At 47.6% G+C, this 13,432-nt stretch carries 12 protein-coding genes; 7 read left to right on the top strand and 5 right to left on the bottom strand.

What is annotated here, in order from left to right; genetic code table 11:
* Positions 1-6: 6 nt before the first annotated feature.
* The 3 genes from B2337_RS03745 to rhlB are packed head-to-tail and all read right to left on the bottom strand — an operon-like array spanning position 7 to position 2,312.
* Positions 7-699 carry a hypothetical protein gene (locus B2337_RS03745; RefSeq protein WP_292362345.1) on the bottom strand — a complete coding sequence of 231 codons (693 nt, stop codon included), beginning with the start codon at positions 697-699 and terminating at the stop codon, positions 7-9.
* Positions 686-1,012, bottom strand: coding sequence for a hypothetical protein (locus B2337_RS03740; protein WP_292362344.1), 327 nt, complete (start codon positions 1,010-1,012; stop codon positions 686-688). Before B2337_RS03740 ends, B2337_RS03745 begins: the two co-directional genes overlap by 14 nt.
* Positions 999-2,312, bottom strand: coding sequence for an ATP-dependent RNA helicase RhlB (rhlB, locus tag B2337_RS03735; protein WP_292362343.1), 1,314 nt, complete (start codon positions 2,310-2,312; stop codon positions 999-1,001). Before rhlB ends, B2337_RS03740 begins: the two co-directional genes overlap by 14 nt.
* Positions 2,313-2,412: 100 nt before the next feature.
* Between rhlB and trxA the strand changes: the two genes are divergently transcribed.
* From trxA to B2337_RS03700, 7 genes are all read left to right on the top strand, one after another.
* Positions 2,413-2,739, top strand: coding sequence for a thioredoxin TrxA (trxA, locus tag B2337_RS03730; RefSeq protein WP_226075402.1), 327 nt, complete (start codon positions 2,413-2,415; stop codon positions 2,737-2,739).
* A 126-nt stretch (positions 2,740-2,865) separates the two neighbouring features.
* The gene (gene uvrD / locus B2337_RS03725; RefSeq protein ID WP_292414020.1) at positions 2,866-5,028 is read left to right on the top strand and encodes a DNA helicase II; all 2,163 of its coding nucleotides are present in this window, start codon (positions 2,866-2,868) and stop codon (positions 5,026-5,028) included.
* 15 nt (positions 5,029-5,043) lie between these two features.
* On the top strand, positions 5,044-6,141 hold the full coding sequence (locus B2337_RS03720) for a TRAP transporter substrate-binding protein (RefSeq protein WP_292362341.1): 1,098 nt from the start codon (positions 5,044-5,046) through the stop codon (positions 6,139-6,141).
* A gap of 2 nt (positions 6,142-6,143) precedes the next feature.
* Entirely contained in the window at positions 6,144-6,395 is a 252-nt protein-coding gene (locus tag B2337_RS03715; RefSeq protein WP_292362340.1) for a hypothetical protein, read from the top strand.
* Positions 6,382-6,915 carry a DUF411 domain-containing protein gene (locus tag B2337_RS03710; RefSeq protein WP_292362339.1) on the top strand — a complete coding sequence of 178 codons (534 nt, stop codon included), beginning with the start codon at positions 6,382-6,384 and terminating at the stop codon, positions 6,913-6,915. Before B2337_RS03715 ends, B2337_RS03710 begins: the two co-directional genes overlap by 14 nt.
* Positions 6,915-7,787, top strand: coding sequence for an EamA family transporter (locus B2337_RS03705; RefSeq protein ID WP_292362338.1), 873 nt, complete (start codon positions 6,915-6,917; stop codon positions 7,785-7,787). Before B2337_RS03710 ends, B2337_RS03705 begins: the two co-directional genes overlap by 1 nt.
* Before the next feature lie 107 nt (positions 7,788-7,894).
* Positions 7,895-9,118 (top strand): DEAD/DEAH box helicase, encoded by a 1,224-nt coding sequence (locus tag B2337_RS03700; protein ID WP_292414019.1) that lies wholly within the window; start codon positions 7,895-7,897, stop codon positions 9,116-9,118.
* On the opposite strand, the gene ppc is transcribed toward B2337_RS03700, so the two are convergent.
* Together ppc and glgA are read right to left on the bottom strand one after the other, a co-directional pair.
* Positions 9,115-11,958, bottom strand: a complete 2,844-nt coding sequence (gene ppc, locus B2337_RS03695) for a phosphoenolpyruvate carboxylase (protein ID WP_292414018.1) — start codon at positions 11,956-11,958, stop codon at positions 9,115-9,117. The two genes, B2337_RS03700 and ppc, sit on opposite strands and share 4 nt — an antisense overlap.
* Positions 11,955-13,421 carry a glycogen synthase GlgA gene (glgA, locus tag B2337_RS03690; RefSeq protein ID WP_292414017.1) on the bottom strand — a complete coding sequence of 489 codons (1,467 nt, stop codon included), beginning with the start codon at positions 13,419-13,421 and terminating at the stop codon, positions 11,955-11,957. Before glgA ends, ppc begins: the two co-directional genes overlap by 4 nt.
* Positions 13,422-13,432 lie beyond the last annotated feature (11 nt).

Here is a 13,432-nt window from a genome sequence, read left to right as displayed (position 1 = left end):
TCGTGGTTAAATGGGCAGGAACATCATCGATGCTGCCTGTACCACTACGGTTTTCACCAAACGGCCATTTTTTTGCGCGATGATCGCCGCCAGATTATCCTGCGTTGCAATCATGCCGCCGATAATGCGCTGAAAGCTTAAATTACGTGATTCTTCCTGCAGACTGTCACTTAACAATAAACGTTTACCATTTTCATCACGTTTTTCCGCCAGCATCCAGGCAGCAATTTCAATGTTACGGGCACTGTTGTAAAGCTTTTGCTGATCGACAGAGGACAGATAGTAAAATTCGGACTGATTGTTATACGACGCCATTAACATCCGTCGCATACCCACAGTAAATGCCAGTACCCTGTCGCCATCGTAATCTTCGGTCAATGCCAGACGAATGATCTCGGTCGGTTCAAAACCATCCCATTTGTCAAAACCGACATTCGCCGGATAGATGAATAATCTGGCTACACTATCTTCCAATGTACGCAAATGACGATCATGACGCTGATTGGGATTACGCTGATACAGTTTGATGGTCAACGTTTTAAGATCCTGCATCAGCCGCTGCTGGTGCAGTTCAATGACATCGTCAATATTACTTTTGGCGAAGCTGGAAATATTCGGTGATCCTGCAGTCGAATCCGTCGCACAGCCTGGTAAAACAAAAAAAACACCGCATATCAGCAAAAGCTTATGCCATCGCATCAAATAATCTCTCCTGAGGTTGAACGTCCTTTAAGCCTTCTACCTGGAGATAGGCTTGAACTTGAGCTGGCAGTCTGGCTTGAGTGTCGTCACGCTCAGTTTCACGATTGGTCAGGCTGAAGTTACGTATGAACCTGGCCTGTTGACTATCATTATTATCATTTACGCCAATAACCGGACGACTGATAACCGGTTGGCGGTTTACATTATTGAATTCTGATTGTTTATCAAACACCACCGGGAGTCGAACAGATAACTCCTCCGGAGGCTTTACTGGGGTAAAAAGTACCGGTAGATTGCTATTGATTTGCATCCGAAGTTACCGGTTTTTTGGGGCCCTTGGAATGTTTATTACGCTGAGAGCGATTATCTTTGCTGTTGCCGCGAGCCTTATTCTGGTGGCGGGGAGCCGGATGACGTTCAGCTCTTATTCTCGGCTTGGGCGTCTCCAGCTGTTCATCTGAACTTTGTGCTACCGGCAGCTTGTGTTTGATGTACTGCTCGATATCCGGTAATGAAAATGCGTATTCTTCACAGGCCAGACTAATGGCAATCCCGCTGGCACCAGCCCGTGCAGTACGTCCCGTACGATGCACATAATCTTCCGCATCCTGTGGCAAATCAAAGTTGAATACGTGACTGACCTCCGGGATATGCAAACCACGCGCCGCCACATCAGTGGCAACCAGGTACGGAAACTCACCATCCTGAAAATGCTTCAATAAACTTTCCCGTTTTTTCTGCGGGACATCGCCGGATAATAACGCCGCTTTATAACCATTGCCTTCCAGATATCCCCATACCCGTTCAGCCACATGTTTGGTATTCACAAACACGATACTGCGCAGCGGCTGGATACGTTTAATCAATGCCAGCAATAATGGGATTTTCTCCTCGTTAGACGGGTAATAGACCCACTCTTCGATTCGATCACCCATCATTTTTTCCGGCTCGACCTGCACTTTTTCCGGGTTGTTCATATGCTCGTAAGCCAGCTCAGATACTTTGTAACTCAATGTCGCGGAGAACAACATACCCAAGCGTTTTCCAGGTTCCGGCAAGCGACGCAGAAAAAACCGTACATCCTTGATAAAGCCCAGATCAAACATTCTGTCGGCTTCATCCAATACCACCACTTCAATTTTATTAAGGTTAAACACCCGTTGCTTATGAAAATCCATCAGCCGTCCCGGCGTGCCGATTAACACATCGCAACCGTCCGTGATGGCATCACGCTGACGTTGATAATCTTTACCGCCATGCGCGATCACAATGCGCAATCCGGCATGACTATTTAACAATTCGGCATCTTTAACAATCTGAATTGCCAATTCTCGAGTGGGTGCCAGAATCAATGCGCGAGGTTGTTTTGAAGATGAATTTTGCGCATCCTGAGTATTTAACAGGCGCTGAAATGTCGCTAATAAAAAGGCGATGGTTTTACCGGTACCGGTTTGGGCCTGACCCGCGACATCGTGGTTTGCCAGCAATAGAGGTAAAGATTTAGCCTGTATCGGCGTGCAGAATTCAAAGCCCGCTTGTTGCAGGCCTTTCTGCAGGAGCGGATGAAGTGGCAGCGATGAAAATGCCGTGTCGGTGAGGTGAGCACTCATATAAATACTTGCATTACCTTTACTGATAAGAAAAAATGTTACTCAATGTTGGCTTGCGAGTATAGCGGTCCAATACTTTAGATACCACTGGAGATAAAACATGAGCGAAAACGTCACTAGTGTGACCGATGGCGACTTTGACAGCCTGGTTCTACAGTCTGATATGCCTGTATTGGTTGATTACTGGGCGGAATGGTGCGGTCCCTGCAAAATGATTGCACCCGTGCTGGAAGAAATCGGCGCTGAATACGCAGGCAAATTAAAAGTCTGCAAACTCAACATCGACGAAAATCCAGATACCCCACCGCGCTACGGTATTCGTGGCATTCCTACTCTGATGCTGTTTAAAGACGGCGAAGTGGAAGCGACTAAAGTCGGCGCTTTGACCAAATCACAATTGGCTGCGTTTCTCGACAGCAACATCTAATATTCTTGCTGCACTATCCCCACCACGCGTGGGGATAGTTGTATCTGAGATGCCTCAAAGACAAAGCCGCACGCTCCTCCTGGCAAATACTGCTGTGGGCCACCACTCCGAACTGTTACGAAACTGATGGATGTATCTGAACTACTTGACGATCTGAACAAACCACAACGTGAAGCTGTTGCCGCACCGCTGGGGCATACTCGTATTCTCGCCGGGGCCGGGAGCGGAAAAACACGGGTTCTGGTACATCGGATTGCCTGGCTGATTCAGGCGGAAGCTTTATCACCTGCCAATATTCTCGCCGTCACCTTTACCAATAAAGCGGCGGCTGAAATGCGTGGCCGGATTGAACAGATGCTCGGTTACCCGATTGGTGGTATGTGGGTAGGCACCTTCCATGGTTTGGCGCATCGGCTGCTGCGCTCACATTGGCAGGAAGCCGGTTTACCCCAAGGTTTCCAGATTCTTGACAGTGATGATCAGCTCAGAATGATCAAACGCATTATCCGCAGCATGTCGCTGGATGAAGCACAGTGGCCACCCAAACAAGCGCAGTGGTATATCAACGGCCAGAAAGACGAAGGCCTGCGCGCTGCGCATCTGCAGGCTGGAGAAGATCCTTATTCACAAAACATGCTGGCCATTTATCTGGCATATGAACAAGCCTGTGAACGTGCCGGTGTGGTGGATTTTGGCGAATTATTGTTGCGCAGTCATGAATTGTGGCTGAAACGTCCGGATATTCTGGCGCACTATCAACAACGGTTTTCACAGATCCTGGTCGATGAGTTTCAGGATACCAACACTATCCAGTATGCCTGGATCAGAGTATTGGCCGGTCAGACCGGACATCTGTTTATTGTCGGCGATGATGACCAGTCCATTTACGGCTGGCGCGGCGCGAAAATTGAAAACATCCAGAAATTTCATAAAGATTATCCTGATGCGAGCACTGTGAGGTTGGAACAGAATTACCGTTCTACCGGTAATATTCTTGCCGCCGCCAATGCGGTTATCGCCAATAACAGTGAACGCCTTGGCAAAGAATTGTGGACCGAAGATGCTGATGGCGAGCCGATACAACTCTATAACGCCTATAACGAACGCGATGAAGCCGCCTATCTGGTGCAGGAAGTTCGCAACTGGATGAATCAGGGGGGGCAACGCAGTGATGTTGCCGTGTTATATCGATCCAATGCCCAATCACGGGTCATTGAAGAAGCGCTGATGCAATCTGCCGTGCCCTATCGGGTTTATGGCGGCCTGCGTTTTTTTGAACGCGCTGAAATTAAAGATGTGCTTGCCTATTTAAGACTCATTAGTAATCGTCGTGATGATGCGGCATTTGAACGGGTAGTGAACACGCCTACCAGAGGTATTGGGGCTGCAACATTAACCCAGTTGCGCCAATATGCCCGTGAAACCAACCAGACCATGTGGCAGTCTGCCGTGGATTTTCTGCAGCAAAAAATCTTACCTGCACGCGCTGCCAATGCTTTGTCGGCTTTTCTGACCTTGATTGATTCATTAACACCAGAAGACAACACGATGTCGTTACATGAGCTCACGGCATTGGTCATTGATGAGAGTGGACTCCGCACGCACTTCGCCAAGGATAAAACTGAAAAAGGTCAGGGCCGTATTGAGAATATGGATGAGCTGATTAACGCCACCCGTGAGTTTATGCGTGCTGACGATGAAGAGGAAATGCCGCTACTGGATGCTTTTCTTGCGCATGCTGCATTGGAAGCCGGTGAAAATCAAGGCGATCAATGGCAGGATTGTGTTCAGTTAATGACTTTGCATTCAGCGAAAGGCCTGGAGTTTCCAATTGTGTTTATGGTCGGTATGGAAGAAGGCTTATTTCCGGGCCAGAAATCCTCTGACGATCCGCTCAGACTCGCTGAAGAACGCCGTCTCTGTTATGTCGGCATGACCCGGGCGCGTAAAACACTGTACCTGCTTTATACTGAATCACGTTACTTATACGGCCAGGAAATGCATCCCCGCCCTTCACGTTTTCTGAGTGAACTCCCCATCGAGCGAGTGCATCAGGTTCGTTCACAGCAAAATATGGCTGCCGCCGGGCTGACAGCACTTGCCAGTCGAACACAATCAGCTGATGATACGGGTTTCAGAACCGGGCAACAGGTGATGCATCAGAAATTCGGTCAAGGCGTCATTATTGACACCGAGGGTAATGGCAGTCACGCTCGGGTTCATGTGAATTTCAAACAAGCGGGCAGTAAATGGCTGGTCCTGGCCTATGCCAAGCTTGAAACCTTGTAATTCAGGAAAACGATAATGCATTTATCCGTATTTATACGACGCTTGGCACTTTTGGTCAGCATCGCTTTACTGTCAGCTTGTGGAGTAGATGACAGTAGTCCTTTCTCCGAAGAAATTGATACCAGCAAAGTCTATCGCTGGAAAATGGTCACCGCCTGGCCGCCGGGTTTTCCCGTTTTGCAGGAAGGTGCAGAACGTTTTGCCGCCAATCTGGAAGCCATGTCCAACGGACGACTCAAGGTTAAGGTATTTGCCGGCGGTGAATTGATCCCGGCTTTACAGACCTTTGACGCCGTTTCACAAGGCACAGTGGAAATGGGCCATGGCAGCGCCTACTACTGGGCGGGGAAAGTCCCTGAAGCTCAGTTTTTCTCAACTGTACCTTTCGGTATGACGCCGCGAGGCATGAATGCCTGGTTATATCATGGTGGTGGCCTGGATTTGTGGCGTGAAGTTTACCAACCCTACAATGTCATACCTTTCCCGCTGGGGAATACCGGTATTCAAATGGGCGGCTGGTTTAATAAAGAAATAAATTCGATGGCCGATTTGCAGGGGCTGAAAATGCGAATCCCCGGCCTGGGCGGCAAAGTATTTGCCAAGGCTGGTGGTAATCCTATCCTGCTGGCAGGCAGTGAAGTTTATACCGCACTGGAACGCAATACTATTGATGCCACCGAATGGATTGCTCCGTATCATGATCAACGTCTGGGCCTGCATCGTGCTGCGAAAAATTATTACTATCCCGGCTGGCAGGAACCTGGCGCCGTGCTGGAACTCAGCATAAATAAACGTGCCTGGAATTTATTGCCACCTGATTTGCAAGCTATTATTGAAAACGCAGCTAAAGCAGAAAATCTGCTCATGGCATCGGAAATGGAACAGAAAAATGTGGTAGCGCTGGCAGAATTACGTCAGCGTGATGATATCAACATTGTCCCTTTCCCTGCAGAAGTACTTAATACCCTTAAACAAATTACTGAGCAGACGTTGGCTGACGAAGCGGCCCAGAACCCCAAGTTCAAACGCGTCCATGAAGCTTATAAAGACTTCCGTGAACAGGACGAAGATTGGGCGACCATTTCTGAAAAAGCCTATCTGGATATCCCGTAATCATGGTACTTATTATTTTCACTCGTGAAGGACTGGAAGCGTTTCAAGCCGAAATCATTGATGATATTTCAGCTATCTGGCATAACCCGCAACTGCTGACAGAGGCTGAATGCGAGCTGTTTCAAAACCGTGGCATCAATTGTCTGGAATTACCGCAGATAATTGATGTTGAAAACAACAAGTCAACCTTGTGGGCCTTGGAATACGTCGAAAAAAACAGCCCCGATCAGGAGATAATGATTGAGTGCCTTTAATAAGACTATCAACTTCGGTCTGGCTTTACTGCTGAATCTGGCTTTCGCATCCACGCTCTTTGCCAGCGAATGGGATCATGCACGTCTGCAACTGGAACAACCACAAACCATTACCGTTTATCGTGACGCCAACTGCCAGTGTTGCCATAAATGGATTGAACATCTTGAAATACATCAGTTTGAGGTGATCGACATCATCAGCAATGATATGTCCAAAATTAAAGAAAAACTGGGCGTATCCAATATGATGGCGTCCTGCCATACCGCAGTTGTCAATGATTATGTAATTGAAGGTCATGTGCCGGCAGATGATATAAAACAACTATTACTCGATAAACCGGCTCACATCAAAGGTTTGTCAGTACCGCAGATGCCGGTGGGCACACCGGGGATGGAAATGGGATTGCGTAAAGATCATTTTATTGTGTTCAGCTTCGATGATGATACGCAGTACCAATTGTTTAATGCCTATCAAACCAACGCTGAAAATAACTATCTGCCATTAAACCACGCTGAGTAATGGAATTACTGATCGTCCTTGGGCGGGTTTTTTCTTCCGCTGCAGCTAACGTTTTTCAGAAACAATTCACTCATAAAGGTTTGCATTCACTGTTTATCGTGATGCTTTCCTATGTCGTTTTAGCATCCATCAGCCTGCCGTTATTAATACTGGTTGAACATAACGCTATTGAAGACGGCTTCTGGCTCAATATTCTGCTGGCAGCGTTGCTGGATATGGCCGGTACGCTGTTTCTGGTGCTGTCTTTATCCAAAACTGATCTGTCTGTTTTCGGGCCTCTTAATGCTTATAAAGTCGTTTTTTCGATGATACTGGCGCTGATATTTCTGGACGAAGTACCTAACCTTCAGGGTTTCACCGGTGTTATCATCATCTTACTCGGCAGCTTTTTATTATTTCCCCCGGTTGCCAGTACCTCATCAAATCGTCTGTGGCATTTGTTCAGACAGCGCGGTGTGCAATACCGGTTTTTATCCATATTGTTATTTTCAATTGGTACTTTACCGCTAAAAAATGCCGTGCTCAGTGGCGGAGCCTTAGCAACTACCTTGTATTGGTGTTTGTTTGGTTTACCGCTCTCAGTGGGCTTGTATTACCGGTTTGGTGGTAAGCGCTGGCAAAAAGACTGGCAAACCGCCAACCAACATCGGCATCATTTTCTCTGGCTCGGCAGTTTTATCTTTTTAATGCAATACACCACCATGCTGGTATTTTCACAATTACTGGTGGCGTATTCACTGGCATTATTCCAACTCAGCATGGTGTTACAGGTCTTTCTCGGCTATCGGATTTTTCATGAGAAACATATACTTCGAAGATTATCTGCCTGTGGAGTGATGATTGCGGGCTGTTTGCTTGTGTTAACCACTTAACTGACTACCGCCTCTTTCGGGCTAACGATTAATATTGTGGTATATTGCCCGCCACTTCTATGCCTGTTGTGATCCTTCAGGCGCTTTCGACTGATAAGATAAACACCATGACATTTGACGATCTGTTCCTTGATGATGAATTGATTGCTGCCGTTCGCGACAGCGGTTTTGAAAAACCGACTGAAGTCCAGCAACTGGCCATTCCGGCATTATTAGCCGGTCAGGATGTACTGGCCTGCGCCGCTACCGGTACCGGAAAAACCGCTGCATTTATTCTGCCTATCCTGCAACGCCTCAATGATGAACGGCATAAACATGATCAGGCGCGTATTCTGATTATGGCCCCCACCCGAGAACTGGCATTTCAGATCCAGCATGTGTTTCATCAATTAGGTAAAGCGTTCAAACCAACAATCGCCATGTTGACCGGCGGTGCATCGCCCTGGGCCCAGGTACAACATGCTCAAGCCCAATGCGACATTATTATTGCTACACCGGGCCGACTTTTAGGTCTGGTTGAAGATGAGTCGGTTGATTTATCGGCCGTTGAACTGGTCATTATTGACGAAGCCGATCGCATGCTGGATATGGGTCAGGGGCCCGATGTATTGATGGCGCTGGCCACCATTAAATCCAAATTTCAGGCCGGACTTTTCTCAGCGACCTTAGCAGGCAGTGGTGTCAGAATTTTTGCCGAAGAACTGCTTAACGATCCGCAGGAAATCCATATTAATGCGGCCAATCAACTGGCAGAGAATGTTACGCAGCAGGTTTATCTGGCGGATAACCGTGAACACAAACAAGCCTTGTTACTGGCCTTTATCAACGCACCTGCCTGTCAACGCGCTTTAGTGTTCTGCAATAAAAAAATCCGCGCCGAAGAAGTCTGCGACTGGTTACAGTCACAAAATATCTCAGCTCAGTTACTGCACGGTGATTTTGATCAATCAATACGTCGTGAACGCATCCGTAAATTCCGAGCTGGCCAAATCAAAGTCACGGTCGCTACCGATGTCGCTGCCCGCGGACTGGATGTTGCTGATATCACGCACGTTATTAACTATGATTTACCGTTTCGCGGCGATAATTATATTCATCGCATTGGTCGCACCGGTCGTGCAGACAAACACGGCACGGCGATTAATCTGGTCGAACCGCATGATCTGAAAAATCTGGAACGCATTGAATATCACCTGGGACATGGTTTGCCGATTCGCAAATTAAAAGGATTAGCGCCTAAAGCCAAAGCCAACAAGGCGCGCTCCAAAACAAAAGATGAAAAAGCCCGTTATATTCCGAAAAAAGACCGCCAGCCATCAGAAGATAGTTAACCGGTATTACGCATACCCTGAGAAATAGCACTGATACTGCGTAACAGCGGATCCCGCCATTTGGCGGTTTCAGTTTCGGTATAACCACCAAACCGGTAACGCTTTAATAACAGCAACTGAATATGATTTAACGGATCCAGATAGGCCTGACGGCGACGCAGAGACAATGCCAATAGTGGATTTTCGGCCATCAGCTTTTCGGCTCCAGTCAGTTGCAATAACTGATTGACTGTTTGCTGATACTCCTGACGAATCACCTGTAAGACTTCTGCTGCCTGTTGTTTATCTATACACAAATCAGCATATTCTGCGGCGATCTCCATATCGGCCTTGGACAGTGACATTTGGGTGTTGCTGACCATCGCCCGGAAAAACGGCCATTCAAAATACATTTTTTGCAACGTATCGCGACGACCTGGATCATCAGCAACCCACTGAGCAATCGCACTGCCTATGCCATACCAGCCCGGCAACGTATGTCTGGATTGCGCCCAGGCAAATACCCAACCAATTGCTCTGACCGAGGATTTAGAACGATCACCGGCTTTGCGATGTGAAGGTCGTGAACCGATATTCATCAAACCAATTTCACTGATGGGACAGGCTTCGTAAAAATAATCCAGAAAACCGGGAGTCTGCTCAGTGAGTCGCCGATACTGCTGTTCGCCCAACTGCGCCAGTTGCTGCATGATATGCAAATATTCCGGTTTTTCCTGTGCTGAATCAGTGACCAGTCCCCTGCTGGCTTTGATCAGGGCTGACACGCCCATACCCAGTTCATAAGCGGCTGTCTCGGTATTGCCATATTTGAAAGACAATACTTCGCCCTGTTCAGTGAATTTAATTTGTCCGTGTACAGTATCTACCGGTTGGGCCAGGATCGCATCATGGGTTGGGCCACCACCCCGACCGATGGTACCGCCTCTGCCATGAAACATGCGGCAGCCAATCGCATATTGTTCGGATAGCCGACTGACGGTTTTCTGAGCCTGATATAAATTCCAGGCCGAGGCCAGAATGCCGCCATCTTTGCAGGAGTCTGAATAACCCAGCATCACTTCCTGCATATTGCCGGATGCGCTTAACAGAGTTCGATATTGGCTGTTTTCCAGCAAGGCAGACATTACCGGCTCGATATGTTCCAAATCCTCAATGGTTTCGAATAATGGTGAAACCCGGATATGGCAATACCAGCCGTGTTCATCTTCGCCAATCAAATCTGCAAATCTGGCCAGCAGCATCACTTCCAGAATATGACTGGCCTGGTGCGTCATCGAAATCACATAATTGCCAAACGCTTTTTCACTGACCTCTACCCGCAGTCGGGCAATCAGTCTGAATACATTGAGTATTTCCAGAGAGTCTGGCTGCAAATCGCCATAAATCTCTGGCAATCTTGGCGCCGCCAGTAAATCACTTAACAAGGCCTGCCGCTCGGCTTCATTCATTTGCAGGTAATGACGATTAAGTCCGGTGAGAGCAAGTATTTCGGCGACCGCGTCGGTGTGCTTGGAGGATTCCTGACGTATATCCAGATTATAAAGATAAAATCCGAAGGTTTTGACCAGTCGTATCAGATCAGTAAGCTCAGCAGCTGCAATCGCTATATCACCATTGTCGACCAGTGATTTATGTATCAGGTGCAGATCAGCAAGAAATTCATCTTCATTGTGGTAAGCTACACCCAGACTTTCAATTTGCAGATCCGGGCGGAAAAACTCTTCCAGCACGGCAAGATTATCCTTAAGCCGATAACGCATCATATAAAGTTTGCGACGATAAGGTTCATTCACAAAGCGTTGTGGGTTGGTCACAAAAGCACCAGCAAACCGCTGTTCACTCTGTTCAATATCCGCAGAGAGCTCTTTACTGATGTGGCAGAGTGGTTGCGATTGAGTCAGAATAAAACTGAGCTTGGTCACATCCTCCAGATAGCGGCGGATAACAGTGCGTTTCTGCAAAGCAATCGCCATTTCAGTTGTTTCAGCGGTCACGTAGGGATTGCCATCACGGTCGCCACCAATCCATGAACCAAAACGCAAATAATCCGGCACGACGATTGGGGTTTCGGGATCCAGCTCATCGCCATACACGCGGCGCAACGCATTTTCCAGATTACGGTAACTTCTTGGCACTGCATCAAACAGACTCACATTAAAATAATACAGACCGTTTTTGATTTCATCGCGCACCGATGGCTTAACCGCCCTCACCTCATCGGTTGACCAGAGCAGCTGTATCTGACGTTTCAAGTCAGTACGAATCTGCTGCTGATCAAAGGGAGTTAATAATCCTGCGGTAAGTTTCTCATCCAGCAAGAACACCCGGCGCAACATTTCCATTACGGTACGGCGTTTGGATTCTGTCGGGTGGGCAGTGAACACAGGCATAAAAACCAGTTTTTCCAGCAAAGCCTGTAGCTGGTCTACCGAGACACCTTCATTTTTAAACTGAGTCAGCGTATCCAGAAACGAACCATGCCAGAGATTGCCGCCATTACGCAGCTGGATTTGACGGTTATGATGGTGATAAGCCTCTTCAGCCGTGTTAACCAGACTGAAATATAAATTAAAAGCACGAATCACTTCCCGTAAGGTCAGTTCATCCAGCGATTCAATTTTATCTTTGAGGCTCTGGCGCAGTTCGGGATCTTCTTCCTTTCGCAGACGGATAAACCCCTTGCGCAGTTGTTCAACCGCCTGATATACCTCTTGGCCAGATTGTTCCGCAATAACTTCGCCCAATAAATTCACCAGAAAACGAACATGCGCCCGCAGATCTTTATCGGTGAGCAGTTCCAGTTCCACTACATTGGTCAAGTCAACTTGTTTTGTTGTCATGAGTTATCCACTAATTGCTGATAGAGATGCAGATACGCTTGCGCGCTGTTGATCCAGCTAAAATCCTGCACCATTGCAGTCAGCATCATCCGTCGCCATAGACGGGGATGTGAAAATAATTCATTTACTTTTAACAGGGTATCGTAAAAGTCCTCCACTGTGGGCTCGCTAAACTTAAAACCGGTTGCCAGCATTTGCTTACGATTTTCTTCGGTGGCGTCCACCACCGTATCGGCCAGACCACCTGTATTCCTGACAACGGGCAAGGTGCCGTAACGCAGGCTATACATTTGGTTTAACCCGCAAGGTTCAAATCGGGATGGCATCAGAAAGGCATCTGCACCCGCTTCGATTTTGTGTGCCAATACTTCATCATAACCAAATTGTATGCCCACTTTGTCTGGGAATCTGGCCCGCAAAACCCGCAGATCCTGCTCTAATCCTGCTTCACCGCTGCCAAGACAAACCAATTGAATGTCTTTACCTTCATTTAATAAACGATTAACAGCATCAATAGTCAGATCCACCCCTTTTTGTGACACCAAACGGCTGATCATGCCAAACATTAAGGTGTCAGCTGATTCGGGAAGAAAGAAATGTTGCTGCAATGCTTTTTTATTGAGTGTCTTCGGCTTCAGGTTCTTAACACTGTATTGATGATTAATGAACTTATCTGTTTGGGGATTCCACTCATTAGTATCTATGCCATTCACGATACCACTGAGCCGTGACTGATCTGCGCGTAATGTCAATAACCCCTCCAGCCCGTAACCATATTCATAATGGCAGATTTCCTGAGCATAAGTCGGACTGACACTCGTAATGTGGTCGGCATAGATCAAACCACCTTTCATAAACGACATCATGCCGTAAAACTCAATACCCTCTACCTGCCATAAACGCTCCGGTAAATCGAGCATCTCAAAGACCTGGCGGGAAAACAGGCCCTGGTAGGCCATATTATGAATGGTAAATACGCTGGCAGGACGACGACTCTGCAGACTGAGTAACGCTGGGATCAGACCTGTTTGCCAGTCATTGCAATGCACTATTTCCGGCTGCCAGTCCAATCCTGCCTGATTTGCAGCAACTGCCGCAGCAGCACGGCAAAATAAAGCAAACCGCGCCGCATTATCAGCCCAGTCCACCCCATTTGCATCACAATAAGGTCCACCATCGCGGTCAAAATGTTCGGCTGAATCCACCAGTAATACGGTTACGTCACTGTCGGGTAGTTGTGTTTGTCGAATATTTATCGGTTGGTGATAACCGTCCAGTTTCAGGGTAGCGACCAGCGGACATTCCCCTAACTGATTCAGCGTAGCGCGATATGCCGGCATGATAATACGAATATCCTGCTGCATTTGTGACAGGGCAAATGGCAGACTGGCTGACACATCTGCTAGCCCACCGGTTTTCATCAGCGGATAGACTTCACTGCTGGCAAACAGAATTTTTCGCACGTTGCGCTCCC

The organism is Methylophaga sp. UBA3192 (assembly GCA_002363955.1).
Classification (GTDB): domain Bacteria; phylum Pseudomonadota; class Gammaproteobacteria; order Nitrosococcales; family Methylophagaceae; genus Methylophaga.
Note: the sequence above shows the minus strand (reverse complement) of the source record. Positions and strands in the feature narration are given on the sequence as shown.